Below are 25,777 nucleotides of genomic sequence, written 5' to 3' on the forward strand. Positions count from 1 at the left end.
GGAGGTGTGGTCCATGCTGCAGCGCGTCAGCAACCCCATGATGCAACAGATGATGCTCACGGACATGCAGAACAACCTGGCCCGGATGCTGGAAATCCAGCATCAGATCGCCACGCAGAAGAAGTTCTCCAAGCCCTCGGACAACCCCATCGACGTGACCCGGTCCCTGGCCATGGGGACCACCATCACGGAGAACGTCCAGTACCAGCGCAACATCGACGACGGGGTCACCTGGCTGAAGAACACCGAGACCTCCTTCAACCAGATCACCAACGTCTACCAGCAGGTGCGTCAGCTGGCCATCTACGCCGGGGACGGGGGGCTGGCGGACGTGGACATGGGGGCCATCGCGGAGCAGCTGGAACAGCTCCAGGAGGAGATGCGCTGCGCCGCCAACTACGAGGTGGAGGGACGCTTCCTCCTTTCCGGACTCTCCACGGGGATTCGCCCCTTCGTGCGGGACGCAAGCGGCAAGGTGATCTACCAGGGCAGCCTGGACTCCGTGCAGTTCGAGATGGAGCGCCAGGAGCTAGGCAAGGTCTCCTTCAACGGACGGGACATCTTCCCTGCGAACGACACCCAGTACACCCTCCGCAGCGTCGAGGTGGGCATGGACTTTCTCTGGAAAGGGCGGGACGAGATCCTCCAGCTCCAGGTGGGGGACCAGATGGTCAAGGCCCGGCTGCCGGAGAAGTGGCAGGACGAGAAGTTGGACAACATCGACGACCCCACGGACTTCAACCGGTACCGGGACCCGGGGGAACAGGAAGGCTACACCCTGGACGACATCGCCAAGGCCATCAACGACAGCATGGAGATGGGCAACGTCAAGCGCCTCGTCTCCGTGACCGTGGAAAAGGATGAAACCCGGGGGGTCCAGCGTCTGGTGGTCAAAAGCCACAACGGGCAGCCCGTGCGTCTCACCACCTGGCCCGAGACGGACCAGCAGAAGCTGGCCCAGGGGATCGGGGGAACCCATGTGCCCGCCGGTTTCGTGGCGGATGCGGACAGCACCATGACGGTGGACTTTCTCAACGGAGTCACCTACGACGTCAAGGTGGCCGCGGGGGACACCCTGGCGGACATCGCCGCCAAACTGCGGTCCGTCCCGGGGATCTGGGCCTCCGACAACGCCGACGGGGCAAACCAATGGCTGGAGGTTGTGGCCCGAGCTCCAGGAACCCCGTACCAGATCAAGCTTACGGGTAATGTCCGGAACCTCTTCGGCTCTGTAGACACGGTCTCGTCAAATCCCGTGGATAAGAACACCGATCACAGCCACATCGATCTGGGGCGGCTGCTGGGTATCGAAACGGCCCTCAAGTCCACGGAGCTCGTCCCGACGTGGAACGTGAACACCACCGCGGCGAACGGGGCCCTCCACTGGAAGTTCCAAAGCGGCGACCGCAAGGGCGAGATCTTCATCAACAGCGACCCGAACCTCACCTTGCAGGAGTTGGCCACCCAAATCACCGCCGTCATGGGGGACTGGGTGGAGGCGGTGGTGGAAACCGATGCCCCCGACGGCACCAAACCGACCCCCGATCCCCTGGGCAACAGCGGCGCCAACTTCGAAGCGGCCACCCAGCGGCTGGTGCTTCGTACCAAGGACGGTGCCCCCCTGGTGGTGTACGACGGCGAAAAGGCGGGAGCCGCCGTCTCCTATGCCCGACAGATGGGAGTGGAGACGGCCCTTCGGGGAGCGGGAACGGTGACCTACCCCAGCGACGGGGCCGGGGCCTTCGACGAGAACATGCCCGCCCTGATGAACGTCCAGGTGGGGGACCGATCCTTCACCGTCAAGGTCTGCCGGAAGGCCGACACAGCGGAGCTGGTATTAGGAGCCATCGCCTCCCAGGTGAACGAGCAGGCGGGGACCAAGCTGTTGGATGTGGACGCCCTCACGGGTGGACCTGGGGGCTCCGTGGCGCTGCTTTCCCTCACCGGGGAGCCCGTGCGGATCGTCGACCGGGGCTACGGAGACCCCGCCTATGCGGCCTTCACCGGGGGCGTGGCCCAGCAGCTGGGTATCCAGGCGGGAGTGCGAAGCACCGTCGCCGTGGGCAGCGACCAGGCGGGAGCCACGGGAACCCTGCGGATCCAGACCCAGGGGCGGTCGGTGGACGTATCGGTGTTGGCCACGGACACCCTGCAGAGCCTGAGCGATCGGATCCGCGGCCTCACCGGGGACTGGCTGGACGTGTCCTACTTCGATCAGACCGTGCAGACCCCTCCCGGAGGGGGAGAGGTGCGCCTCGCTCTGGCAGCCAAGGATGGAAGCCCCCTGTCCATCTACGACGTCTCCGGGGGCGCCGCCGATACCTTCAGACTGAGAACGGCTCTGCGCAGCAATGTCAACGTGTCCGGCTGGACCGCCGCGGCGGGGGACCAGCTTACCCTCTCCGTGAACGGGGTCACCCAGACCATCGACCTGTTCGACGAGAATGCCACCCCCCCTCCCCCTCCCCCTGCCTCTGTGGCGGCGAACATCGACGAGCTGGCGGCTCTCATCAACAGCCGCTTCCAGGCCCAGGACCTGCGGGCCCAGGTGGTGGACGCGGGAGCAGGCGATCGCCGTCTGGTGCTTTCCTCCCCCCGGGGCTACCAGGTCACGGTGGAAGCGGCGGGGACCACGTTGGCCAACCCCATCGGCATTGCCCCTGGGATCACGTCGCCCAACCGGGGCGGCGAGGGGCCCTTCAACCAGCAGGTGCAGGTGCGCACCGCCGCCAACCAGAAGGGACAGGACTTCTTCGGCGTCCTGGACGATCTCATCGCGGCGGTGAAGGGCGAGGACCGCCTGGGGATCTCCAATTTCCTCCTGGGAAAGGTCACGGCGTGGGGGGACAACCTCCTCAAGTGCCGCACCGAATGCGGCGCCCTGGTGAATCGCTACGAGAACAGCGAGTCGCGGCTCAAGGAGAACAACCTGAACCTCACGGAGCTCCAGAGCAAGATCTCCGACGTGGACCTGGCGGAGGCGGCTACCCAGTTCCAGATGGCTCAGGCGGTCTACCAGGCCAGCCTCGCGGTGATCTCCAAGATCGTCCAGCCCACGCTGGTGGATTTCCTGCGATAGAGGCAAGCACGGTGAAAGGTGGTGTTTCCCCGTGAGGACCGTGGAAACCGCTCGTTTCGGCTCCCTTGAGATCCAGGAGGATGCGGTGATTCGGTTCCCCAAAGGGCTTCCGGCCTTCGAAGAGCATCGGGAATGGGTCTTCGTGGGGGAGGACGACAACCCCTTCAAATGGTTTCAGAGCTTGCTCGACGGCGAAGTGGCGTTGCCCGTGTGCTCTCCCCGGTTCGTAGACCCGAACTACCAGGTGCGGGTGTCCGCGGAGGGCCTCCCCCTCCCCGGTGGGGCGAAGGAAGAGGACTTCACCTTGGTGGTGGTCCTCACCATCCCTCCCAATGCCCCCTGGTCCATGACGGCGAACCTGCAGGCTCCCATCCTGGTGGATCACGTGAACCGGACGGGCATACAGGTGCTGCTTCCCGAGGAGGACTACGGGGTTCGACACCCCGTCTTCCCCCCCGACCCGGGTGCAGGTGGTCCCGTGTCGCTGCTGCGCCCCGGTCCGGGAGCTTCGTCGGGAAAACAGGGCGAGGCTCGGTGAGGAGCCGTTGCGTTCCCTCCCCTTGGGGAGGGGCTTCTATGGGCAAATCATGGATGCAGACAGGTGGTGTCGTCCTTTGAGACAGCTGGAAACAGCCCGCTTCGGAACCCTGGAGGTCGCCGAAGAGGATGTGGTTCATTTTCCCCTGGGGATCCCGGCCTTCGAGGATCATCGGGAATGGGTGTTCGTGGGGGAGGACGAAAGCCCCGTGAAGTGGCTCCAGAGCCTGGCGGACGGGGATGTGGCCCTGCCCGTGTGCCCCCCCGGTTTCGTCCGGGGGGACTACAACGCCCGCATCCCCGCGGAGGAGCTGGAGGTGCTGGAGTGCGCGGGCAAGGAGGACATGGCCCTCTTCCTGGTGCTGTCCATCCCTGCCTCCTCGCTTTGGGACATGACGGCGAACCTTCGGGCCCCCATCGTCCTGAACCACGTCAAGCGCCTGGGGACCCAGGTCATCGCGGCAAACGAGGACTACGGGGTGCGACACCCCGTCTTCCCGCCGGAGGCCCGCGCCCGGTTTGGGGGGACGGCGGCAGAGGAACCGGCCCCGGCAGAGCGATCCGGAATCCTTCATCCCGTGGTAGACGGCGAAGAGGAGGGGGCCTAGTGCTGGTCCTCTCGCGCAAGCCCGGAGAGTCCATCTCCATCGGTCCGGACATCGAGATCCACTGCGTGGAAATCCGAGGCGACGTGGTGCGCCTCGGCATCGTGGCCCCCAAGTCCGTGAAGATCTGGCGCAAGGAGCTGCTGGAGGCGGTGGAGCGAGAGAACGCCTCCGCGGCGAAGGGAGCGTTTCGAGGAGACCTGGGGGATCTGCTGGGCAAGCTGCCCGCAGACCTCAGAGGTGGGAAGCAATAACATCTGCCGAGGTCAGCCCCTAGGAAAGCTGTTTCAGCCTTGTCCTCTTGCACCCGGTCGTGGCAAAAACGCTTCTGTCTCGACCCTGCGGGGGGCACGGCAACCACGAAATCCACGAATGGAAAAGGAGGGCGCGAGGTGGAGCTTCCGGCCCAGTTGAAGAAGAACCTGGATATCCTCACCAAAGTGCAGCCCCGGTTGGCGTCGCGTCTTTCTGCGTACCTGAGGGAAAAAGGCCTGCCTCCAGAGCCGACCCTGAAGGAAACATCCCAGGGACGCTGGGTGGAAGGGCTTGGGGAAAAGCCCTTCTTCGAACCCCAAGGCACCCCCGGCCCGCTTCGGTCGACCAAGGGGGTCTTCCTCGTCTACGGGCTGGGATACCCACCCTATCTGATCCAGGTCCTGCGGAGCCTTCCCCCCTCCGCTCTGTCCGTGGTGGTGGTGGAGCCGTCGTGGGAACTTCTGCTGCACACCCTGGCGAAGTCGTCGGTCTACCAGGCCTTGCCCCGGGGGTGCCGCATCAGCTTTCTGGTGGACCAGGACCGGGCCCTGCTGGACGAGGCCTTTGCCCACAACGTGGTGCCCCTGGGCATCTTCCCCCTTGGGGACGCGGAGCTGGTGGTCCACCGGGGGCTGGACGAAACCCGCTCGGACCACCAGCTCTTCGATGCCATCAAAAAGGAAATCCTCTATCGCCTGACCATGCTGGGGAACTCCCCGGAGGACACCCTGCTGGGGGTGCGCCACGGAGCGCTCAACACCCCGCGCATCCTCGCCAATCCCACCCTGGAGAGCCTCAAGCCCCGCTTCGAGGGCAAGCCCTTCGTCTGCGTGGCTGCAGGTCCTTCTCTGGACAAGAACGTGGAACAGCTCGTGGGCATGGAGGACCGCTGCGTCATCGTGGCCTGCGACACGGTGCTCCTCCCACTGCTGCGTCGGGGAATTCGTCCCCACGTGGTGACCTCCATCGAAAGACCTTTCTTGAATTACGAAGTGTATGTCCCTCAGGTCCTGAAGGAATTTCCCCAGGAAGCCCGAGAAATCCTCTTGGTCTGCCAATCCGTCAGCCATCCCCTTATGGCGGGGCGTTGGCCGGGTCCGTGTATCGTGGTGGGCAAGGCGGAGAGCCCCACAGACCGGTGGTTGGTGGGCAAAATCCTGGGTGGAACCATCATGATCTCCGGGATGTCTGTTGCACACATGGCTTTCTCCTTTGCTTCGCTTATGCGGGCGTCCGCCATAGCCTTTATCGGGCTGGATTTGGCCTTTTCCAAAGAAGGGGATACCCATGCAAAGGGGATTTTGCCTCAGGCTTTGATGAATGACGAAAAAACCAGGGATCGTATTTGCGTTCCCGGTTCCCTTGGAGATGAGGTCGAGACAAACGTCATTTGGTTGAGTTTTTTGCAAATGTTTGAGAGGCTTCTTTCGGCACTTGGAACGAGGATCGCCGTCTCTGACTGCACGGAAGGTGGGGCCTACATCGAAGGCATGAAAATCGAGCCTTTTGACGATTACATCCGCAGGGAATGTTCTTGTCTCTCGAACGAGCCGATTTTTTTAATGGAAAATGATTCCCTGGAAGGATTTTTTCCTGCAGTGGACCGAATACAAGAGATCAGGGACCGAATTGGTCAGGAATTGGACGCCCTCAATAGAGTGGAGACCCTCCTGGAAAAGATCGAGGAGACGGTTTCGCGAGCCGCAGCTCCGGCCCTGACAGCCAAGCGAAGGCAAGAGCTGGGAGGAGCTGTTGCGGACCTGTTGGACGAGTGCCATCGTTCCAATCCGGTGGTTTCTTTCGTGGGGCAGAGTTATACCCATATGGCAGGAGCGTCCCTTGCGGAGCTGCGTTTCCTGGAAACCGTGGAACAGGTGGACCAGTGGGTGCAACTTCACCGCGAGATGGTGGAGGCCCATCGCGTGGGTGTAGCCTTTTTGCGCCAATGGCTGGAGTACCTGCGTCCCGTACTGGAATCCTCGGAAGAGGGGGCGTGGCCGGAAGCAACGGAAATACAGCCCCGTTTTTCCGCTTTTCTGGGGCAGGAGGTCACGGATCTCAGATCTCCCGAGGCTTGTTTCCTCTCCCGCTATCTTTGCGCCCATGACCTGGAGGAAGGCTGCTGGCCGCCACAGCTTCGTTGGGAAGCGGCTCGCTTCTTAGCCTGCCAAGGGCGCTCTTTCGAGGCTCGCCGCATCATGAAGCGGGCCTATGAATCCCTGGAAGGCCTGCCGGCTCCGAGGGAGTCCATCGCCGCGTTCTTCCTGGATTGGGCCCGTATGCTGGGCTCCCACGACCTCTGCGAGCTCCCTTTGTACGCGGAGGCGTTGGAAGTTCTGGAAAGCGTGGGGGAGTTTTCCGATTCCCCGGACCAAAGGGTGGAGCTGGAACGACTGCGTCGTCACCTCCTGGAAGAGCAACGGGATTTTCTGAAGCGCTTCCGCAAGGTGACCCCCTTTCAGGACCGGACTCTTCGTCTCCTGCTGCATCGCAATCGTGCGGAGGAGGCTCTGACGAAACGGAACCTTCCGGAAGCCCTGCGGTGGGTCCGCAGCATGCTGGATGAGGGACTCGAGTCCTACCCGGGTACCTGTGTGCCCATGGCCCACTGGCTTTTGCGCACTGCCCTGAACTGTCGCTTTGCCGCGGATCCAGTCATCGCCAAGGCCTCTCGCGAAGCGTTGGACGATCTTTGGAGCAGGCGCGGCCTGCTGGCGCAGAAGGGCTTTTCCTGGCCCCCGGAAATGCAGGCCTATCTTGAGGAGCAGGGGCTACAGGTCTTCACCCAGACCGCCGATACCCAACCGGTGGATCTTCAGGAAGGCGAGGTGGTTCCGGGAGATTGACCCAAGAAGTGTGCGCCCGTTTCCCAACCCCTTGACGGCACGGAAGCCGTCACGACGACCACAAGGAGGTCGATAGACATGAGAGTTTACCAGAACATTCCCGCCCTGTTCGCCTACAATTCCCTGAGCAGCACGAACACTGCCCTGCAGAAGTCCATCAACAAGCTCTCCACGGGGCTGCGCATCAACTCCGCCGCCGACGACGCCGCGGGGCTGGCCATCTCCGAGAAGATGCGGGCCCAGATCCGCGGGCTGGACCAGGCGGTGCGCAACAGCCAGGACGGCATCTCCATGATCCAGACCGCCGAAGGTGCCCTTAACGAGACCCACTCCATCCTGCAGCGCATGCGGGAGCTGGGGGTCCAGGCTGCCAACGACACCCTCACCAGCCAGGACCGCCGGTACATCCAGGACGAAGTGGAGCAGCTGAAGCAGGAAGTGGACCGCATCGCCTCCACCACCCAGTTCAACAAGAAGAAGCTGCTGGACGGCTCCGCCGCTGCCCTGTGGTCCTCCGACAAGCTCACCACCAAGGCGTTCATCCGGGGCGGCCTGCGCACCATCGACCAGTTCGGCCAGAAGAACGCCGCCGAGGGGAACTACAAGATCGGCATCATCGCCGACCCTGGGCAGGCGGAGATCCAGAAGACGGACATCTTCAAGATCAAGCACAAGAACGTGATCATGAACGTCACGACGGACCAGTCCCATGGGCTGCAGGACATCCGGGTGGACAACCTCCCCGCCGGGACCTACAACGTCACCGTCTCGGGAGCAGCTGCTGCCGCTGTCCTTACGGCGGCGCAGACCTACGGGACCACCGCTGCGCTGACGGTTGCTGCGGCAGCCGTGACGGCGATCGGTGGCGCCAGCGTCTACCTGGAAGTGGTGGGGGTGAACACCTCCACGAACCAGGTGACCTTCCGGGCGGTCTCCAACCTTTTGGAAGTGGACGGGGACGTGAACACCCTCACCAACGAGAACCTGGTGGTGGGTACTGCTGCGGCCACCACCCTCTCCGCCTTGGGCCTGGGCACCGGCAACACTTTGCTGTTGGGTTCCGCCGGGGCAGACGGTTCCGACGCCTACTCCCTGGGAGACAAGATCGTCCTCCGCTACGCGGGTCCTGCTGAAGGGACCGCCACGGTGAACGTGCTGATCTCCGGCACCACGAACCCCGAGTGGGAGGGGACCTGGGGCAACACGGCGGGACAGACCCTGGTGGACCGCAACTTCGGCCTGAACGCCACCGCCGTGCAGGGCAAGGACGTGCACTTCCGGGACTTCTACCTGAATACCGCTAACGGCACCCTCTACGAGTCCGATTTGGTGCTCACGTTCAACACGTCCTTTGCCGTTGCCACGGCGGAGGGGCTGGGGCATTTCGAGGCGGCCTATGTGGGGCAGGTGGCCAAGGGGGACGTGCAGCTTCGGGATCTGGACAAGTTCTGGGACGCCAACGGCCGCTTCCTCCTGGAGGACGCCCAGCAGATCGTCCTGACCCAGGGGGACGGCAACCAGGTGAAGGTCACCCTCAACTCCACCGACACCCTGCGGGATGTGGAGAACAAGTTCAACGACGCCATCGCCTTCGGTCTCGGCCAGGCGAAGTACCTGGCGGGGAATACCGACCGGTTCGTGGACTTCGTGGAGGACGCCACGGCCAACTCCCCCGAGTCCGTGGAGGGCACCTTCGTCATCCGCTCCGTCATCGCCGGCAAGGCGGGGACGCTGAACTTCGCGGGGGATGAGGACGTCATCAAGGCCCTCAGCCTGAATGTCATTCAGGACTCCACGGAGAGCCAGTATCGGGTCACGGTGCAGGACGCCCACAGCGGCAACACCATCGCCAGCAACGTGAAGGTGACGGGGAACATGCTCTACGGCGTGGTACACCCCAACGTGGACATGGAGTTCGACGCCATGGCCAATGTTGATGTTGCCTGGAGCGACAGCGCCAAGAGCTTCCGCCTCACCCGGGACACGAACAATTACGAGACCATCCTCCACTTGGCGGACAACACCACGGTCTTCCAGATCGGCGCGAACGAGAAGGAAGACATGGGGGCCAACATCGGCAACATGGGAGCCCGCGCCCTGGGAGTCCACTCCGTGCTGATGACGGACCGCGAGTCCGCCGCCCGGTCCATCACCATCATCGACAACGCCATCGACCGGGTGTCCACCCAGCGCAGCAGCCTGGGGGCCTACCAGAACCGGTTGGAGCACACCATCAACAACCTGACCGTGGCGGGTCAGAACCTCACCGCCGCCGAGAGCCGCATCCGGGATCTCGACATGGCGAAGGAAATGATGAACTTCACGCGGCTGAACATCCTCATGCAGGCGGGCAACTCCATGCTGGCCCAGGCGAACCAGCTGCCTCAGGCCGTCCTGAGCCTGCTGCGGTAAAGGTAGAAGGACCAGGCACTTCTTCGGGGGGCGGGGTTTCCCCGCCCCCCCTTTGAAGACCTCCGTGTGACGAGAAACCAGCGGGGAAGGTGAGGACCGATGCGCATGGATTTCCGCATGAACGCCAGCCCTCTCGCCTCCGCCTCTCCGTCCCAGGGAGCGGGTCCTGAACTCCTCCTACCCCAAACCAACCCGCTCTCCCCAGACGTGAGGCGGGATGCCCGGGGAAGCTCCACGAAACCCGAAGTATCCTACGGAGCGAAGGAACTGGACGAACTGTTCCAGAAGGCGGAGGAGATGTCCCGGATCTTCGGACGGGACATCAAGTTCCGCTACAAGAAGGAAGCGGATCTCTACCAGGTCGAGGTGATCGACCTGCAGGACCAGAAGGTGATCCGCAAGATCCCCCCGGACGAGATCGTGAGCCTCATTGAGAACATCAACGAGATGCTGGGGGCCCTGTTCGACAAGAAGTTCTAAGGTACGTGCCCTAAGTAGGACCCACGCACGGTGCGCCCGTTTCCCAACCCCTTGACGGCACGGAAGCCGTCACGACGACCACAAGGAGGTCGATAGGCATGAGAGTTTACCAGAACATCCCTGCCCTGTTCGCCTACAATTCCCTGAGCAGCACGAACAACGCCCTGCAGAAGTCCATCAACAAGCTCTCCACGGGGTTGCGCATCAACTCCGCCGCCGACGACGCTGCGGGGCTGGCCATCTCCGAGAAGATGCGGGCCCAGATCCGCGGGCTGGACCAGGCGGTTCGCAACAGCCAGGACGGCATCTCCATGATCCAGACTGCCGAGGGTGCCCTCAACGAGACTCACTCCATCCTGCAGCGCATGCGGGAGCTGGGGGTCCAGGCGGCCAACGACACCCTCACCAGCCAGGACCGCCGGTACATCCAGGACGAAGTGGAGCAGCTGAAGCAGGAAGTGGACCGCATCGCCTCCACCACCCAGTTCAACAAGAAGAAGCTGCTGGACGGCTCCGCCGCTGCCCTGTGGTCCTCCGACAAGCTCACCACCAAGGCGTTCATCCGGGGCGGCCTGCGCACGGTGGACCAGTTCGGCCAGAAGAACGCCGCCGAGGGGAACTACAAGATCGGCATCATCGCCGACCCGGGGCAGGCGGAGATCCAGAAGACGGACATCTTCAAGATCAAGCACAAAAACGTGATCATGGAAGTCACCAAGGACGAGGCCAACGGACTCCAGGACATCCGGGTGGACAACCTCCCTGCGGGGACCTACAACATCTCCGCGACGACGGCGGCGGCTGCTGGAGCGCTGGCTGCATCGCAACAGTACGGGACGACGGCTGTGCTGGCGTTGGCCGCTAGCGCAGCGGCGGGTATCGGTGGTGCCAGCATCTACCTGGAAGTGGTGGCGGTGAACACCTCCACGAACCAGGTGACCTTCCGGGGGGTCTCCAACCTCCTGGAAGTGGACGGAGATGTCAACACCCTCACCAACGAGAACCTGGTGGTGGGCACGGCCGCGATCACCTTCTCCTCCCTGGGGCTGGGTGTTGGCAACACCATCGCCATCGGTACTGCTGATGGTACCAATGGCGCGTCCCAGTATGCTCTGGGGGACAAGATCGTCGTTTCCTTTGTGGGGACGGCTGGTGCGGATGCGTCCGTGACCATCTCGGGCACCGTGAACCCCGATTGGGATGGGGCCTGGGGTGCCGCTACGGGACAGACCTTGGTGGATCGCACCTTCTCTCTCAATGCCGCTGGAGTTCACGGCAAGGACGTGCATTTCCGGGACTTCTACCTGAACACCGCCAACGGCACCCTCTACGAATCCGACCTGGTGCTCACCCTGGGTACCGCCTTCGGGGCCGCCGCGGCTCCTGGCCTGGGCCACTTCCAGGCGGCCTACGTGGGCCAGGTGGCCAAGGGAGACGTGCAGCTTCGGGATCTGGACAAGTTCTGGGACGCCAACGGCCGTTTCCTCCTGGAGGACGCCCAGCAGATCGTCCTGACCCAGGGGGACGGCAATCAGATCAAGGTCACCCTCAACTCCACCGACACCCTGCGGGATGTGGAGACCAAGTTCAACGACGCCATCGCCTTCGGCCTCGGCCAGGCGAAGTACCTGAGCGGCAACACGGACCGGTTCGTGGACTTCGTGGAGAACGCCACGACCAACTCCCCCGAATCCGTGGAGGGCACCTTCGTCATCCGCTCCGTCATCGCCGGCAAGGCGGGGACGCTGAACTTCGCGGGGGACGAGGACGTCATCAAGGCCCTCAGCCTGAACATCATCCAGAACTCCAGCGAGAGCCAGTACCGGGTCACGGTGCAGGACGCCCACAGCGGCAACACCATCGCCAGCAACGTGAAGGTGACGGGGAACATGCTCTACGGCGTGGTGCACCCCAACGTGGACATGGAGTTCGACGCCATGGCGAACGTGGCGGTGGCCTGGAGCGACAGCGCCAAGAGCTTCCGTCTCACCCGTGACACGAACAATTACGAGACCATCCTTCACTTGGCGGACAACACCACGGTCTTCCAGATCGGTGCCAACGAGAAGGAAGACATGGGGGCCAACATCGGCAACATGGGAGCCCGCGCCCTGGGAGTCCACTCCGTGCTGATGACGGACCGCGAGTCCGCCGCCCGGTCCATCACCATCATCGACAACGCCATCGACCGGGTGTCCACCCAGCGCAGCAGCCTGGGGGCCTACCAGAACCGGTTGGAGCACACCATCAACAACCTGACCGTGGCAGGCCAGAACCTCACCGCCGCCGAGAGCCGCATCCGGGACCTCGACATGGCGAAGGAAATGATGAACTTCACGCGGCTGAACATCCTCATGCAGGCGGGCAACTCCATGCTGGCCCAGGCGAACCAGCTGCCTCAGGCCGTCCTGAGCCTGCTGCGGTAAAGGTAGAAGGGACAGGCGCTTCTTCGGGGGGCGGGGTTTCCCCGCCCCCCCTTTGAAGACCTCCGTGTGACGAGAAACCAGCGGGGAAGGTGAGGACCGATGCGCATGGATTTCCGCATGAACGCCAGCCCTCTCGCCTCCGCCTCTCCGTCCCAGGGAGCGGGCCCTGAACTCCTCCTACCCCAAACCAACCCGCTCTCCCCAGACGTGAGGCGGGATGCCCGGGAAAGCTCCACGAAACCCGAAGTATCCTACGGAGCGAAGGAACTGGACGAGCTGTTCCAGAAGGCGGAGGAGATGTCCCGGATCTTCGGGCGGGACATCAAGTTCCGCTACAAGAAAGAAGCGGATCTGTACCAAGTCGAGGTCATCGACCTGCAGGATCAGAGGGTGATCCGCAAGATCCCCCCGGATGAGATCGTGAGCCTCATCGAGAACATCAACGAGATGCTGGGGGCCCTGTTCGACAAGAAGTTTTAGTTTTTGCTCAGCCCCTAGACCAGAGAGGGAGGTCTTCGTGCCTCCTCTCTCTGGTCTTATTTTGTCCGCAGAGAAAGGTATAATACCCGTTGCAGGGGGATGGAAAAGGATGAACAAAAATGCAAGCATTCTCATAACCGGAGGGACCGGTTCCTTCGGTAAAGCCTTTGTGAGGCACCTTCTGGCAGAAGATAGGCCGGAGCGGGTGATCATCTACTCTCGAGATGAATTCAAGCAGTTCGAAATGGCACAACGGTTCGACGCTCCCTGTATGCGCTACTTCCTCGGGGACGTCCGAGACCGGGAACGGTTGGCCCTGGCCATGAAGGGGGTGGACTACGTGGTCCACGCCGCCGCCCTCAAGCAGGTTCCCGCAGCGGAATACAACCCCATGGAGTGTATCAAGACCAACGTGGAGGGAGCGCATAACGTCATCGCCGCCGCTTTGGAGAACGATGTGCAGGGGGTGGTGGCCCTTTCCACCGACAAGGCGGCCAATCCCATCAATCTCTACGGGGCCACGAAGCTCTGCTCCGATAAGCTTTTCACTGCGGCAAACAACCTGGTGGGAAAGGGGCGTACCCGCTTTGCCGCCGTTCGGTACGGCAATGTGCTGGGGTCCCGGGGCTCCGTGGTGCCGTTCTTCCAGCGGCTTTTGTCCCAAGGGGCAGAGGAACTGCCCATCACCCATCGGGCCATGACCCGCTTTTGGATTACCCTGCAGCAGGGGGTGGAGTTCGTCGAGAAGGCTTTCATGCGGATGCAGGGAGGGGAGCTGTTCATCCCCAAGATCCCCAGTGCCCTGGTGGTGGACATTGCCGAGGCTCTTGCGCCCGGGATGCCCCTGCGGGACATCGGCATCCGACCCGGAGAGAAGCTTCACGAGATCATGTGCCCCAAGGACGATGCCCACAATACCCTGGAGTTTGCGGATCACTATGTGATCCGCCCCACTGTGCCCTTCCGAGGGGACCTGGATTTTGCGCGCAACCCCCTTGGAGAAGAGGGCCGACCGGTGCCGGAGGGTTTCGAGTACAACTCCGCCAACAACCCCTGCATCCTTTGCGTGGAGGAGATTCGTGCCTTGATCCGAAGGCACTGCGAGGAGGAAACATGTCCGTCGTCGCACTGATCCCTGCTCGAGGAGGCAGCAGGAGAATTCCTCGCAAGAATGTCCGTACCTTTGCGGGGCTCCCCATGATCGGTTACCCCATCCGAGCGGCGATGGAGAGCGGGGTTTTCGATCACATCGTGGTCTCCACGGAGGATGAGGACATCGCTCGGATCGCGGAAGCCTGTGGGGCGGAGGTCCCCTTCCGCCGCCCCACAGAGTTGGCGGGGGATTTTTCCACCACGGAGGATGTGATCCGTCATTACCTGCGATGGGAAGCGCGTTTCACCCCCCGCATGCTTTGCTGTATCTACCCGGCAACTCCTTTTCTGACTCCGGCGACCCTGGTTCGCGGGAAGACCCTTCTGGAGGAGCATCCCGATGCGAGGTCTGTGGTGACTGTGACTCCCTATCCCCATCCGGTGCAACGAGCTCTTGTGCTGGAGGAGAAGGGAATGCTGCGATGGCTTTTCCCGGAGCATAGCCTGCGGCGGACTCAGGATGAGCATCTGGTATACCACGATGCGGGACAGGCCTACTGGATGCGTGTGTCTTCTTCATCTGACGGGGCGGAGGAACCGCTTCTCTTTCGAGCTGCCCTCCCTCTGCCTCTTGGGGTCTATGAAACGGTGGATCTGGATACACCGGAAGACTGGGCTTTTGCAGAGGAGCTGTATTGCTTGAGGAATCGTTTTTCTGGTCTGGAATCCTAGTTGCCCAGCACTTTTCTAGAGAGGGATGTGAAACGGATGGCAGCGTACCGTACGGAACAGGAAAAGTTTTGGGCTGAGACCTTCGGTGATGGTTATGTGGATCGCAACTGTGACCCCCTCCACTTGGCCCGGTTGCTTCCTTTTTGGGCCCAAGTCCTGAGGGGGACGGGGCCGTTGGGATCCGTCCTGGAGCTGGGAGCGAACATCGGGCTGAATCTGCGGGCTTTGGATGCTCTTGTGCCAGGCATGGACCTCCATGGAGTGGAGATCAATGGGCGGGCTGCGGAACTGTTGAAAGAGTGGGGACGGGCAGAGGTTCATGCCCTTTCGATTCTCGATTTTCGCCCTCAGCGGACATGGGATTTGGTGTTCACGAGAGGAGTTCTGATCCACCTGAACCCTCAGGTGCTGGGGGGGGTTTACGATCTGATGGCCTCCGCATCGGCGAAGTATGTCCTCATGGCGGAGTACTACAACCCCTGTCCGGTGGAGATTCCCTACCGAGGACAGGAGGGGTTTCTCTTTAAACGGGATTTTGCGGGAGAGTTTTTGGAGGTCCACCAAGAGTATCGATTGGTTGATTATGGATTTGTCTATCATCGCGATGTTCTTTTCCCACAGGATGACATCAATTGGTTCTTGATGGAAAGAAAGGAGAGGTAAAACAATGAAGTATTGCAAGCGTTGTGTCATGCCGGACACGCGCCCGGACTTGTCCCTGGATGAGGAAGGGGTGTGTAGCGCCTGCCGTAGCTACGAGAGGCGCACGGAAGTGGACTGGGATGCCCGGAGGAAAGAACTGGAGGAGCTGTTGGAGCGTTATCGTTCCCGCAACGGTACGTCCTGGGATTGCATCGTCCCCGTAAGCGGCGGGAAGGACAGCACCTACCAGGTGGTGCGGATGCTTCAGATGGGACTCAATCCTCTCTGTGTCACCGCCACGACCTGTGATCTCTCAGACATAGGGCGACGGAACATTGAGAACCTGAAGAACCTTGGGGTGGATTATGTGGAATTCACTACCAACAGGGAAATCCGCCGTCGCCTAAATCGCATCGGGCTCTTACGGGTGGGGGATATTTCCTGGCCGGAACATGCCTCGATTTTCACCATCCCCGTAAGGGCGGCGGTCCAGTTTGGTGTCCCCCTCATCGTCTGGGGAGAGAACTCGCAAAACGAGTATGGAGGTCCCGCCGCAGCATCGGAAAACAACGTGCTCACTCGGAAATGGCTGGAGCGCTTTGGCGGACTGCTGGGGCTTACGATTTCCGATCTGATCGGCACGGAGGGGCTGGAGGCCAAACACCTGATTCCCTATACCTACCCGAGCGACGAAGAAATGGCCCGTGTCGGGGTGACGGGTATTTTTCTGGGGCATTACATCCCTTGGGACGGATACTCCAATGCCCTCATCTCTCAGGCCCACGGTTTGACGACGTATCCCAGCGCTATCGAAGGATCTTGTGTGAACTATGAGAACCTGGACAACTATCAGACTGGAGTCCACGATTATTTTAAATTCCTGAAGTTTGGGTTCGGGCGAACTTCTGATCTAACTTCTCTGCACGTTCGAAGAGGACGCATGACCCGAGAAGATGCCTGCGCCATCGTGCGACGCCTGGACGGAAAATTTCCCTGGAGTTATCTTGGTAAACCCTTGGAGGCCATTCTTGATCCTCTGGAACTGACGGTGGGCGATTTTATAGAACTATGTGATCGTTACACAAATAAGGAGCTCTTTGTCCTGGATTCAAAGGGAGATCTGAAGAAAGATAGAAGGGGAAACCTCATCAAGAAATATGACGCGGAGGATGCTTGTCGCTGATGGAGTGACGGGACTGCTGGAATGAAGCATCACCGGAATCCATGCTGCCGGTCCTTTCGTTTGAGGGCAGGGGAGGTGTGTGCGGGGTGTGTCTGAAGGAATGGGAAGGTATTCGCGAAGGAGCCCCCTGCTTCATCGTCGCCGAGGTGGGGGCGAACCACAACCGGTCCCTGAATCTGGCGAAGGAGCTGGTGGACGCGGCGGCGGAGGCCAAGGCCGACGCGGTGAAGTTCCAGATCTACAGCGCCGAGACGCTCTATTCCCGAAAGACCCCGAAGCATTCGAACTATGCCAAGGATCTCTTCGAGCTGATCCGGGAGATCGAAACCCCTCGGGAGTGGCTGCCGGAGCTTTCGGCCTACGCGGCGTCGAAGGGGCTGGTCTTCTTCGCCACCCCCTTCGATCGGCAGGCGGTGGACGAGCTGGACCAGGTGAGCGATCTGTTCAAGATCGCCTCCTTTGAGCTGGTGGACCTGCCTCTGATCCGGTATTGCGCCTCCAAGGGCAAGCCCCTGATCCTCTCCACGGGGCTGGCGAACCTGGAGGAGATCGAGGATGCCTACCTGGCCTGTCGGGAAGCGGGGAACGAGCAGGTGGCCTTTCTCCAGTGCGCCTCCCTGTACCCTGCCCCGGCGTCCATCATGAACCTCCGAGCCATGGAGACCCTGCGGCGGGCCTTCGGGGTGCCCGTGGGGTTGTCGGACCACACCCGGGGCATCCACGTCTCCGTGGCCGCCGCTGCCCTGGGGGCGCGGATTCTGGAGAAGCACTTCACCCTGGACCGGACCCTGGAGGGGCCGGACCACCCCTTCGCCATCGAGCCTCAGGAGCTGGCGGAGCTGGTGCGACAGGTCCGGGAGGTGGAGGCCGCTTTGGGGGACGGGCGCAAGCTGGGCCCCGCCCCGGAGGAGCGGGAATACTACGAGAAGGCGCGCCGAAGCCTTCACGCCGCGGTCCCCATCCCCCGGGGAACCGTCATCGCCGAGGACATGCTGGTGTCCAAACGGCCGGGCTACGGCATCCGTCCCAAACACCTTCCCCTGGTGGTAGGCCGCACGGCGAAGCAGGACATGGAGGCGGATCAGTGGATCACCTGGGTGGACTTGCAATGAGGAAATTTGTTCTTGCTCTGAATAATAAGATTGGATATGAGTGCGCAAGAGTTATTCTAAATAAAGGTTATTGCCCAGACGCTGTCATATTGCATCCGCGCAACAAGGGTAATTATGTAGATGAGATTTTGAGTATTTTGCCAAATCATGTAAAAATCTGGTTTTGGAGCCATCCGGGTTCGAATGCTTTTTACGAAGAACTATCAGGTGTGAAATGCGAGGTTTTGTTGTCTGTAAATTTTGGATATTTGTTTTCGGGTGAATTTTTATCAAAGTTTGCTTTCCCCTTGAATTTGCACACAAGCCTGTTGCCCTATAACCGCGGGGCAAACCCTAATGTTTGGAGTATTTACGAGGGAACACCGGCAGGGGTAACACTCCATAGAATGACTGAGTCCATTGATGATGGAGAAATTTATTCTCAGATCGACGTGCCTGTAGACCAATGTGATACGGGAAAATCCTTGTATGAAAAGCTCGGAAATGCCTGCAAGATTCTGATCGACGGCGAGATGGAAAACATCCTTTTGGGAAAACTAAAGCCTTTGGTGTCGATGGATAACTCCTTGGGGACATACCATTCGAGGGAAGATTTTCGAAATATGCTTGAAATAGATACAAAGAAAACAGTTGTGGTGGGCGATTTTATTAAGAAACTACGTGCCTTTACTTTTCCGCCATATAAGAATCTGTATTTTCAAGAGAACGGACGCCGGTATTACGTCGAAGTTGTGATATCAGAAGAACCTAAAGAGTGAATGATTTGAAGGGTTTGTGTGGTGTTTTGTTTTTCTGCGAAGGAGGGCCACGGGTTGGGGGGGGGCACCTTTCCCGCTGTGCCGCCCTTGCGGCGGGGTTTGCCCGTCGGGGGATCCCCTGTCGGTTTCGGGTCAATCGGGAGGCCCCGGAGGAGTTCGGCGCCCCGCCTGATACGGTCCAGCGGGTGGAGGACCCGCTGGACCAGTCTGTCTGGCCTGCCTACCCTCCGGGCACCCTGGGGGTGGTGGACAGCTATCGCGTCGATCCTGGTTGGCTCGAAGGGGCGGAGCGGCGGCTGTCCTTCCTGGTGGTGGACGATTCCCGAGCCTTCCCGGTGGAGCGGCATGTCTGGGGGGTGTTGAACTACAACCTCCATGCCTCCGTCCTGGGCTATGAGGAAACGGGAGGCGCACGGCTCCTGGGGCCCCGATATGCCCTCTTGCGTTCCTCCTTCTGGGACCAGGAGAGCTTCTCGGGACAAGGGGTCCTCCTGGTGGCGGGGGCTGCGGACCCCCTGGGGATCACCCCTTCGATCCTGTCCTGGTGGAAGCCCTCCTGGCCCCGGCTTCTGGCGGTGGCGGGACCCCTATGGGCGGCGGAACTGCGGAGCCGGTGCCATGCCCAGATTCTCGGGAGGGAGAATCTTGAAGTGGTGGATTCTCCGCCGGATCTGCCGGAGCGCATGGCCCGGGCGGGGCGGGTGCTCTGCACCTCCAGCGTCACCTGCTATGAGGCCCTGGCGTTGCGCAAGCCCCTGGGGGTCTTCCAGGTGGCGGACAACCAGCTGCCCATCGGCGAGGCCGTGCAGGCCCAGGGGCTGGGAACGAACCTGGGTCCCTGGGGCACCTGGGGACCGGAGGAGCTGGAGGGATGGCTGCGTTCCGATCTTCCCCCTCCCCCCGCCGTGGTGAACCCCCGAGGGGCTCTGGCGGCGGCGGCGGAGCTGGTGAAGGTTCTGTAATGAGTTGCCAGGGGGAGGCTAAGGAGGGGATTCTATGAAACTACTTGGCTGTTCGCTGAAGAACTTTAAGGGCATCCGAGAAAAGACCATCTCGTTTCGGGGTGATCCCCAAGGGGATCCTCGTCCGCTGACTGCTTTTCTAGGGGAGAACGGAACAGGTAAAACCACGGTCCTGCAGGCCATAGCGCTGGTCCTTTCTCTAGCTACCCGTAAGGGAAGGATCCTGCGCGTGGAGGATTTCCCATGGCATGGTTTTTTGCCTGAGCGCTTATCGAGCCTCGGCCCTACGGAAGTGGAGTTGGATGTGGCCTTTGGCGAAGACGAGGTGCGGGCGGTTCGGGAGTTGTACGAACTGACCAGGGGACGTCCGGGACTCACGAGGGAAGAGATCCCCGGTTCCCATGAGGAGGTTCGCTTGGTATTCCGGGAGGGCAAGCTGGAGTCTCCCCAGGGGCCGGATGGGCTGGCGCAGTTTTTGGGACGATATTATATTCAAGTCATGCAGAAGCAAGATCCGGAGCTTCGTAACTTCTACCGGCGCGTAGGGGGGGTTTTCTGGTTCGACCAGTTCCGAAACCTGGTGACTCGTTCCGGGGGAGAGTGGGGAGCTGCAGAACCCGGAGGTTGGTCTGCGGGAGTGGAACGCCTTCGTGAGTACTTGGTGGTCTGGTGGAGTTATCACGTTTCGTCGTTTCCCCATGGAGTAGATTACATTCCTGATCTGGAAAAGGCGTTTCAGAACGTCTTCCCAGATGTGGAGTTTGCAGGAGTTCAGCCTAGAAATGTGGATAGCGGCGGGGGCATCAAGGATTCCTTGTTTTTGCTTCGAAAAAAGCAGCGGGTGTACGACATCGCTGAGATGTCCTCTGGGGAGCAAGGTGTGTTCCCGATTCTTTATGAATTCGTTCGACTGCGCATCGCCAAATCCATCGTTCTCGTGGATGAGTTGGAGATGCATCTGCATCCCTTCCAACAACAGGTTCTTCTTGCTGCCCTGTCTCGTCTAGGCGAGGATTGCCAGTTCGTCCTGACCACCCATTCGCCCTATCTGGAAGAAGTGATCCCCGATTCCTGCGAGGTGCGTTTTGGGGGGGAGAGTTGAGAATGCAAAGGACTATCCTTTATGTAGAGGGAACGCTGGATGCGGAACTTCTGTTTTTGTTGTTTGATGGGACCCCTCTCGTCTTGAGCGCAGGATCTAAAAATGCGTTGGCCCCTGTCGTCTTTCGAGAGAGAGAAAAAACGAACTTGCAACATCGAGTCTTTTACCTGCGTGACCGGGATTTTGACTACGATCCCCCAGCGGATTTTCCCGACATCCCCCAGGAAGATCGCAAGGATAACAGCGGTCGTGTGTTGGGTTGGCGCTGGTGTCGCCACGAGATGGAAAATTATTTGTTGGACCCGGTTTTGGCCTGTGCCTCATTGGGAATGGATGCACCAACCTACGAAAGATTCCTGCTCTCTTCGGCGGAGCGGATCCTTTACTACGAAGCTTCCCGATGGGCGCTTGGGAAAGCCCGACGCTCTCTGCCGCCGTCCTATGAGTTTCGGACCAGACCGGATTCGATTCCCCCGCGAGTGGAGTTTTATCTCCCAGAAGACCTCTCTGAGGAGATGCAGCGCGGTTGGATGATCGAGCAGACGAACACGTTTTCCGGCAGGATCTTTGAAGCTCTGGACGTGACCCGGATCGAAGAAGACAGGAAGTGCTACCAGAAGCGGTTGAAGAAAGAGGGATTGAATGGGACGTCCGGAATCCTGCTCTGGTTTTCGGGAAAGGATCTGCTGAAAGCCATGACGCAGGAACAGTCCTGCGCAAGGGCATGGGCGGGAAGCCCGAAATGTCTGCGGAGATGTCTCTTGGAGGAAGCGCGGAAACGAAAAGATATCCTGAAAGATCTTTTCCCCGAGTGGGAAGCCCTATCGCGCTGTTTATCCTCCGAAGGAGGAGATAGAGCGTGAACAACTTCATTCCCTACGGGCATCAGTGGATCAGCGAAGAGGAGATCAGAGCGGTGACGCAGGTCCTCAGGGGGGACTGGCTCACCCAGGGACCTGCGGTGGAGGCCTTCGAGGCGGCGGTAGCCCTGGCTGCGGGGGCGCGACATGCCGTGGCCTTTTCCAGCGGCACGGCGGCCCTGCACGGGGCTTACTTCGCCGCCGGGGTGGGGCCTGGGGACGAGGTGCTGACCTCGCCCCTCACCTTCGTGGCCACCGCCAACGCGGCCCTCTACCTGGGGGGAGAGGCCCGGTTCGCGGACATCGATCCGGCCACGGGGTGTCTGGATCCCCGGAAGGTTCGAGAGGCCCTTTCGCCTCGGACACGAGTGATCGCCCCGGTGAGCTATGCGGGCTACCCCGCCCCGATGGGGGAGTTCCTGTCCCTGGCCCGAGAGGTGGGGGCTCTGGTGGTGGAGGATGCCAGCCATGCCCTGGGGGGAACCCGGGACGGGCGCCCCGTGGGGGCGGAGGCGGACCTGACGGTCTTCAGCTTCCACCCGGTGAAGCACGTCACCACCGGGGAGGGCGGCATGGTGACCACGGATCGGGACGACCTGGCAGCCCGGCTTCGGCGCTTCCGTTCCCACGGCATCGAAAAGGCTCCGGAAGCGTTGGAGGGCCCCTGCGAAGGTCCCTGGTACTACGAGATGCAGGACCTGGGGTACAACTACCGACTCACGGACCTCCAGTGCGCCCTGGGGCTGGGCCAGATGGGGCGTCTTGAGGGATTCGTGGCCCGGCGTCGGGAACTGGCGGCCCGGTACGACGAGGCTTTCGGCTCCGTACCGGGGGTGCAGCTGCCCCCCCGCCACCCCGGGCATGCCTACCACCTCTACCCCCTTCGGGTGGAGCCCGCCTGGAGACGAGCCCTCTTCGAGGGGCTGCGTCGCCGGGAGCTGGGGGTGCAGGTGCACTACATTCCCGTGCCCGCTCACCCCTTCTACCGGAAGCGCTATGGACTCGCCCTCGGGAGTTTCCCTCAAGCGGAGCGGTTCTACGCTTCGGAGATCTCCATTCCCCTGTACCCCGCCCTTTCGGACCCGCAACAGGACGACGTGATCCGCCGGATTCAGGAGGGGTTGAGGGAAGCCCAGGCTGACAGAAAGAGAATGTGGCTGAAGACGGGGGGATAAATCGATGTACTTTTTCTATTTTGATGAATCAGGATCAAGGGATCCTTCTGTTGGGACTCGGGAAAACCCCAAGGATCACATTTACGTGTTATGCGCCGTGGGCATGTTTGAGGCGCAATGGGTTAAATTTGATAAAACCATCTCGAGTTTGAAGATTGCATTGGGCAGGAAGTGCAAGCAGCCGCAGCAAAAAGATTTCCAGCTCGCAGAATGTGAAGTGAAGTCAAATTGGATCCGAAGTCCCAAAGCCAGGCTTGAAAGTAGCCCATTCCTCTGTGCATTGCACGACGAAGACAGAGAAAGGCTGGTAGGGTGTTACTATGAACAAATAAAGAGGTGTAACTTGGTTTTGTTTGCTAGTGTTATAGATAAAAGATACCTATGGGACTATATGACTCACGAGTTACTGCACAAGAAGGCTTATGAATTTTTGTTAGAACGCATAGAACAGTTCATGAAGGAATATCATTCAAAGCACAACGCTCTGATCGTTATGGATGACACGAGTAAGGAGTTGAATCGAGCAGTGGCAATGAAACATGCTTATTTTCTCCATAAAGGCAACGAAAATCTTGAGTTTAGACATATTGTTGAATATCCCTTTTTTACAAGAAGCGAATTATCCAATGGCGTGCAACTCGCAGATTTGTTGGCGTATAATATTTACCGAGCCTTTCGTCAGGAGGATTTCGCCTATCCCTATTTTTCGGAGATGCTACCCTACATTTACCGACGCCGTGGCGCTGATTTTTTGGATGGGTTGAAAGTTTGGCCAGAAGGATCTCCCCTTGTGGGGGAAGCTCGGGCCTGGGGAAGAATTTCAAACCACTAAAAAGCCCCCCCGTACGGGAGGGCCCGTGATGTCGGGCTGGGGTGTCCATATCGAGCTCACAAGGAGCACCCGACGCCTTCATTATCGGTGCGATAGCTCTCTCGGTCAAGGGAGTCTCGGATAGATTGCAGAAAAGGATGGAGTCGCACGGATGCTTCCCGCGTTGCTCGGGAGAATGAAGGAGGATGATTCATGCGGCGCGTTCCCTGGTGGCTCTGGGGGCTGGTTTTCGTCCTGGCCTTCGGAGGGTGCGGACGAGGATGTCTGTGGGGGCCCGGGATGATGATGGCTCCGGGGATGGGGCGTTCCTTCGGGCGCTTCGGGCCTCTGCCCGCCATGGTGGCCCTGGGGGTGGGGGCGGTGGTCCTGGGGGTGGGGCTCTGGTGGCTCCTGGAGCGGACCTTCTGGCACAAGTACTTCCCTACCCAGACGCCTCCGCCTCCCATGAAGACCCCGTCCGGGGCCGTTCCCCCGCCCCCGCCGCCCAAGGCGGTTTCCCCGACGGCGGAGGGGGGAGAAGAAAAGCCTGGCCCGGAGGGACCCGACTAGGTCAGCTCGTGGTACCCTGCCACGTCGATGGAGTGTTCCGCCGCCAGGCGTTCCACGTCCCCCCGGCGGTCGCAGGGGTAGCGGCAGGCCAGTCCGCAGCTGGAGGAGAGTTTGCGGGGGACCGGGACGATGCGTACCGCCAGCCCCTCCTTGCGGCAGGTCTTCTCGAAGAGCAGGGCCATGTGGGTGGTCTCGAAGGTGGCAAGGCATTCCATGGGAAGCAGGACCTCCTTGTGGGTGGATGAGGGGCTCCGGCAGAAACGAGAGGAGAGGGTGGGCTCCCGATCCGCAATTATACCTGTGGACGCGGGGATGGGAGAACGTTAGAATGGCACGGCGTAAGGAACCAAACCCAAAGGAGGTTTTCGTGATTATGTCCAAGTCCCGTCGTGTGGTCGGTGCGCTGCTTGCTTCCGTGTTTCTCCTGGTGTCCCTGGCCGGGGTCGCCCTCGCGAACGAGAAGGTAGCGGTCATCAACCCTCAGCAGGTCATGTTCCAGCACCCGAAGTTCGAGCAGACCCAGAAGCAGATCAAGGCCGTGATGGACAAGAAGCAAAACGAGGCCAAGGCGGCCATCGACAAGGAAAAGGACAACAACAAGAAGGCCCAGATCTTCCAGGCGAAGCGGCAGGAAGCGGCGGTGGAGGAGAAGAAGCTCATGGATCCCCTCTTCAAGGACATCGACATGGCCATCCGCTCGGTCTGCAAGGCCAAGGCGGTCACCGTGGTGGTGGACAAGAACGCGGTGTTCTTCGGCGGTCTGGACATCACCGACGACGTGGTGCAGGAGCTGAAGAAGAAGAACGCGGGCAATTAGCCCGGGTTTCCCGGTTTCCCCGGTGGGAGAAGAAAAGGGAGAGGGCCGCGGGTTCCGCGGCCCTCTCCCTTTTCTTTGGGTGTCGTGCTTGGGGTTTTAAGGGCTACTTCTTCTTTCCCCCCAGGTATGCGGCCTCGATCTCCGGGTTGTGGAGGAGTTCCTGGGAGGGTCCCTCCATGAGGAGGTGCCCCGTCTGGATGACGTAGGCCCGGTGGGAGAGCATGAGGGCCTGCTTGGCGTTCTGCTCCACGATGAGGATGGTGAGGCCCATCTCCTGGTTCACCCGTTTGAGTTCCTTGAAGATCTCCTTGATGATGATGGGCGCCAGGCCCAGGGAGGGTTCGTCCAGCAGCAGCACCCGGGGGCGAGCCATGAGGGCCCGGCCGATGGCCAGCATCTGCTGCTCCCCCCCCGAGAGGGTCCCGGCGTACTGGTCCTTCCGCTCCTCCAGGCGCGGGAAGAGGTCGTAGACCTTCCGCAGGTCTCCCTGGATGTCCGTCTCCGACTTCTGGGGGAACGCCCCCATGCGGAGGTTCTCGTACGTCGTCAGGGGGGCGAAGACCTTTCGTCCCTCCGGGGAGATGGATACCCCCGCATTGACCACCTGGAAGCTCTTGGTGGGAAGGGGACGCCCCTCCAGGAACACCTCGCCCCCCGCCCGGGGGACGCTGCCCATCACCGCGTTCATCAGGGTGGACTTTCCCGCTCCGTTGGCCCCGATGACCGCCACGATCTCTCCGGCGTACACGTCCAGGTCCAGTCCCTGCAGGGCCTTGATGGCCCCGTAGTTCACCACCAGGTTCCGCACCGAAAGGAGGGGGGTTCTTTCCTGCGACATGGG

At 60.9% G+C, this 25,777-nt stretch carries 24 protein-coding genes; 22 read left to right on the forward strand and 2 right to left on the reverse strand.

Annotated elements, in window-relative coordinates; translation table 11 throughout:
* Positions 1 to 13: 13 nt before the first annotated feature.
* The 21 genes from flgL (at position 14) to APAU_RS05410 (ending at position 24,119) form a co-directional block, all read left to right on the forward strand.
* On the forward strand, positions 14 to 3,079 hold the full coding sequence (gene flgL / locus APAU_RS05320; RefSeq protein WP_006300682.1) for a flagellar hook-associated protein FlgL: 3,066 nt from the start codon (positions 14 to 16) through the stop codon (positions 3,077 to 3,079).
* A gap of 31 nt (positions 3,080 to 3,110) precedes the next feature.
* Positions 3,111 to 3,617 carry a flagellar assembly protein FliW gene (gene fliW / locus APAU_RS05325; protein ID WP_006300684.1) on the forward strand — a complete coding sequence of 169 codons (507 nt, stop codon included), beginning with the start codon at positions 3,111 to 3,113 and terminating at the stop codon, positions 3,615 to 3,617.
* 76 nt (positions 3,618 to 3,693) lie between these two features.
* Complete coding sequence (gene fliW / locus APAU_RS05330) at positions 3,694 to 4,224, forward strand: flagellar assembly protein FliW (RefSeq protein WP_006300695.1); 531 nt, start codon at positions 3,694 to 3,696, stop codon at positions 4,222 to 4,224.
* A complete protein-coding gene (csrA, locus tag APAU_RS05335) occupies positions 4,224 to 4,475 on the forward strand; it encodes a carbon storage regulator CsrA (protein WP_006300696.1) in 252 nt (83 codons plus the stop codon). Before fliW (APAU_RS05330) ends, csrA begins: the two co-directional genes overlap by 1 nt.
* Positions 4,476 to 5,054: 579 nt before the next feature.
* Positions 5,055 to 7,322 (forward strand): motility associated factor glycosyltransferase family protein, encoded by a 2,268-nt coding sequence (locus APAU_RS05340; RefSeq protein WP_198004036.1) that lies wholly within the window; start codon positions 5,055 to 5,057, stop codon positions 7,320 to 7,322.
* A gap of 78 nt (positions 7,323 to 7,400) precedes the next feature.
* A complete protein-coding gene (locus tag APAU_RS05345; RefSeq protein ID WP_006300698.1) occupies positions 7,401 to 9,734 on the forward strand; it encodes a flagellin N-terminal helical domain-containing protein in 2,334 nt (777 codons plus the stop codon).
* Between the two features lie 207 nt (positions 9,735 to 9,941).
* Positions 9,942 to 10,214, forward strand: a complete 273-nt coding sequence (locus APAU_RS12535; RefSeq protein ID WP_232207771.1) for a flagellar protein FlaG — start codon at positions 9,942 to 9,944, stop codon at positions 10,212 to 10,214.
* Between the two features lie 98 nt (positions 10,215 to 10,312).
* Positions 10,313 to 12,640 (forward strand): flagellin N-terminal helical domain-containing protein, encoded by a 2,328-nt coding sequence (locus tag APAU_RS05355; RefSeq protein ID WP_006300700.1) that lies wholly within the window; start codon positions 10,313 to 10,315, stop codon positions 12,638 to 12,640.
* Between the two features lie 207 nt (positions 12,641 to 12,847).
* Positions 12,848 to 13,120, forward strand: coding sequence for a flagellar protein FlaG (locus tag APAU_RS12540; protein WP_232207772.1), 273 nt, complete (start codon positions 12,848 to 12,850; stop codon positions 13,118 to 13,120).
* A 109-nt stretch (positions 13,121 to 13,229) separates the two neighbouring features.
* Entirely contained in the window at positions 13,230 to 14,252 is a 1,023-nt protein-coding gene (gene pseB, locus APAU_RS05365; protein ID WP_006300702.1) for a UDP-N-acetylglucosamine 4,6-dehydratase (inverting), read from the forward strand.
* A complete protein-coding gene (pseF, locus tag APAU_RS05370; RefSeq protein ID WP_006300703.1) occupies positions 14,234 to 14,944 on the forward strand; it encodes a pseudaminic acid cytidylyltransferase in 711 nt (236 codons plus the stop codon). Before pseB ends, pseF begins: the two co-directional genes overlap by 19 nt.
* 36 nt (positions 14,945 to 14,980) lie before the next feature.
* Positions 14,981 to 15,607, forward strand: coding sequence for a pseudaminic acid biosynthesis-associated methylase (locus APAU_RS05375; RefSeq protein WP_006300704.1), 627 nt, complete (start codon positions 14,981 to 14,983; stop codon positions 15,605 to 15,607).
* A gap of 4 nt (positions 15,608 to 15,611) precedes the next feature.
* Positions 15,612 to 16,769, forward strand: a complete 1,158-nt coding sequence (locus tag APAU_RS05380; protein WP_006300705.1) for an N-acetyl sugar amidotransferase — start codon at positions 15,612 to 15,614, stop codon at positions 16,767 to 16,769.
* 86 nt (positions 16,770 to 16,855) lie between these two features.
* Entirely contained in the window at positions 16,856 to 17,881 is a 1,026-nt protein-coding gene (locus tag APAU_RS05385) for an N-acetylneuraminate synthase family protein (RefSeq protein ID WP_006300706.1), read from the forward strand.
* Complete coding sequence (locus tag APAU_RS12985; RefSeq protein WP_006300707.1) at positions 17,854 to 18,639, forward strand: formyltransferase family protein; 786 nt, start codon at positions 17,854 to 17,856, stop codon at positions 18,637 to 18,639. The genes APAU_RS05385 and APAU_RS12985 overlap by 28 nt, the downstream gene beginning before the upstream one ends.
* A gap of 185 nt (positions 18,640 to 18,824) precedes the next feature.
* Positions 18,825 to 19,601: a hypothetical protein gene (locus APAU_RS05390; protein WP_156789439.1), complete on the forward strand. Its 777-nt coding sequence runs from the start codon at positions 18,825 to 18,827 to the stop codon at positions 19,599 to 19,601.
* A 34-nt stretch (positions 19,602 to 19,635) separates the two neighbouring features.
* Complete coding sequence (locus APAU_RS05395) at positions 19,636 to 20,703, forward strand: AAA family ATPase (protein ID WP_006300709.1); 1,068 nt, start codon at positions 19,636 to 19,638, stop codon at positions 20,701 to 20,703.
* Positions 20,704 to 20,705: 2 nt separating this feature from the next.
* Complete coding sequence (locus APAU_RS13295; RefSeq protein ID WP_006300710.1) at positions 20,706 to 21,566, forward strand: hypothetical protein; 861 nt, start codon at positions 20,706 to 20,708, stop codon at positions 21,564 to 21,566.
* On the forward strand, positions 21,563 to 22,738 hold the full coding sequence (gene pseC / locus APAU_RS05405; protein ID WP_006300711.1) for a UDP-4-amino-4,6-dideoxy-N-acetyl-beta-L-altrosamine transaminase: 1,176 nt from the start codon (positions 21,563 to 21,565) through the stop codon (positions 22,736 to 22,738). Before APAU_RS13295 ends, pseC begins: the two co-directional genes overlap by 4 nt.
* Positions 22,739 to 22,742: 4 nt before the next feature.
* Complete coding sequence (locus tag APAU_RS12990; RefSeq protein WP_006300712.1) at positions 22,743 to 23,570, forward strand: DUF3800 domain-containing protein; 828 nt, start codon at positions 22,743 to 22,745, stop codon at positions 23,568 to 23,570.
* A 192-nt stretch (positions 23,571 to 23,762) separates the two neighbouring features.
* A complete protein-coding gene (locus tag APAU_RS05410) occupies positions 23,763 to 24,119 on the forward strand; it encodes a hypothetical protein (RefSeq protein ID WP_006300713.1) in 357 nt (118 codons plus the stop codon).
* On the opposite strand, the gene APAU_RS05415 is transcribed toward APAU_RS05410, so the two are convergent.
* Entirely contained in the window at positions 24,116 to 24,334 is a 219-nt protein-coding gene (locus APAU_RS05415) for a DUF3343 domain-containing protein (protein ID WP_006300714.1), read from the reverse strand. The genes APAU_RS05410 and APAU_RS05415 overlap by 4 nt on opposite strands.
* A 158-nt stretch (positions 24,335 to 24,492) precedes the next feature.
* Here APAU_RS05415 and APAU_RS05420 point away from each other — a divergent pair, with 158 nt between their 5' ends.
* Positions 24,493 to 24,936 carry an OmpH family outer membrane protein gene (locus APAU_RS05420; protein WP_006300715.1) on the forward strand — a complete coding sequence of 148 codons (444 nt, stop codon included), beginning with the start codon at positions 24,493 to 24,495 and terminating at the stop codon, positions 24,934 to 24,936.
* Between the two features lie 103 nt (positions 24,937 to 25,039).
* Here the strand turns inward: APAU_RS05420 and APAU_RS05425 are convergent, their stop codons facing one another.
* Positions 25,040 to 25,774: an ABC transporter ATP-binding protein gene (locus APAU_RS05425; RefSeq protein WP_006300716.1), complete on the reverse strand. Its 735-nt coding sequence runs from the start codon at positions 25,772 to 25,774 to the stop codon at positions 25,040 to 25,042.
* Positions 25,775 to 25,777 lie beyond the last annotated feature (3 nt).

Origin of the sequence: Aminomonas paucivorans DSM 12260, assembly GCF_000165795.1 — a bacterium.
Taxonomy (GTDB): Bacteria; Synergistota; Synergistia; order Synergistales; family Synergistaceae; genus Aminomonas; species Aminomonas paucivorans.

Excerpts from the sequence above, each read along its gene's own strand:
- flgL (WP_006300682.1), top strand. The coding sequence starts at position 14 with ATGCTGCAGCGCGTCAGCAACCCCATGATGCAACAGATGATGCTCACG.
- APAU_RS05345 (WP_006300698.1), top strand. The coding sequence starts at position 7,401 with ATGAGAGTTTACCAGAACATTCCCGCCCTGTTCGCCTACAATTCCCTG.
- APAU_RS05355 (WP_006300700.1), top strand. The coding sequence starts at position 10,313 with ATGAGAGTTTACCAGAACATCCCTGCCCTGTTCGCCTACAATTCCCTG.
- pseB (WP_006300702.1), top strand. The coding sequence starts at position 13,230 with ATGAACAAAAATGCAAGCATTCTCATAACCGGAGGGACCGGTTCCTTC.
- pseF (WP_006300703.1), top strand. The coding sequence starts at position 14,234 with ATGTCCGTCGTCGCACTGATCCCTGCTCGAGGAGGCAGCAGGAGAATT.
- APAU_RS05375 (WP_006300704.1), top strand. The coding sequence starts at position 14,981 with ATGGCAGCGTACCGTACGGAACAGGAAAAGTTTTGGGCTGAGACCTTC.
- APAU_RS05380 (WP_006300705.1), top strand. The coding sequence starts at position 15,612 with ATGAAGTATTGCAAGCGTTGTGTCATGCCGGACACGCGCCCGGACTTG.
- APAU_RS05395 (WP_006300709.1), top strand. The coding sequence starts at position 19,636 with ATGAAACTACTTGGCTGTTCGCTGAAGAACTTTAAGGGCATCCGAGAA.
- APAU_RS13295 (WP_006300710.1), top strand. The coding sequence starts at position 20,706 with ATGCAAAGGACTATCCTTTATGTAGAGGGAACGCTGGATGCGGAACTT.
- APAU_RS12990 (WP_006300712.1), top strand. The coding sequence starts at position 22,743 with ATGTACTTTTTCTATTTTGATGAATCAGGATCAAGGGATCCTTCTGTT.
- APAU_RS05410 (WP_006300713.1), top strand. The coding sequence starts at position 23,763 with ATGCGGCGCGTTCCCTGGTGGCTCTGGGGGCTGGTTTTCGTCCTGGCC.
- APAU_RS05415 (WP_006300714.1), bottom strand. The coding sequence starts at position 24,334 with ATGGAATGCCTTGCCACCTTCGAGACCACCCACATGGCCCTGCTCTTC.
- APAU_RS05420 (WP_006300715.1), top strand. The coding sequence starts at position 24,493 with ATGTCCAAGTCCCGTCGTGTGGTCGGTGCGCTGCTTGCTTCCGTGTTT.
- APAU_RS05425 (WP_006300716.1), bottom strand. The coding sequence starts at position 25,774 with ATGTCGCAGGAAAGAACCCCCCTCCTTTCGGTGCGGAACCTGGTGGTG.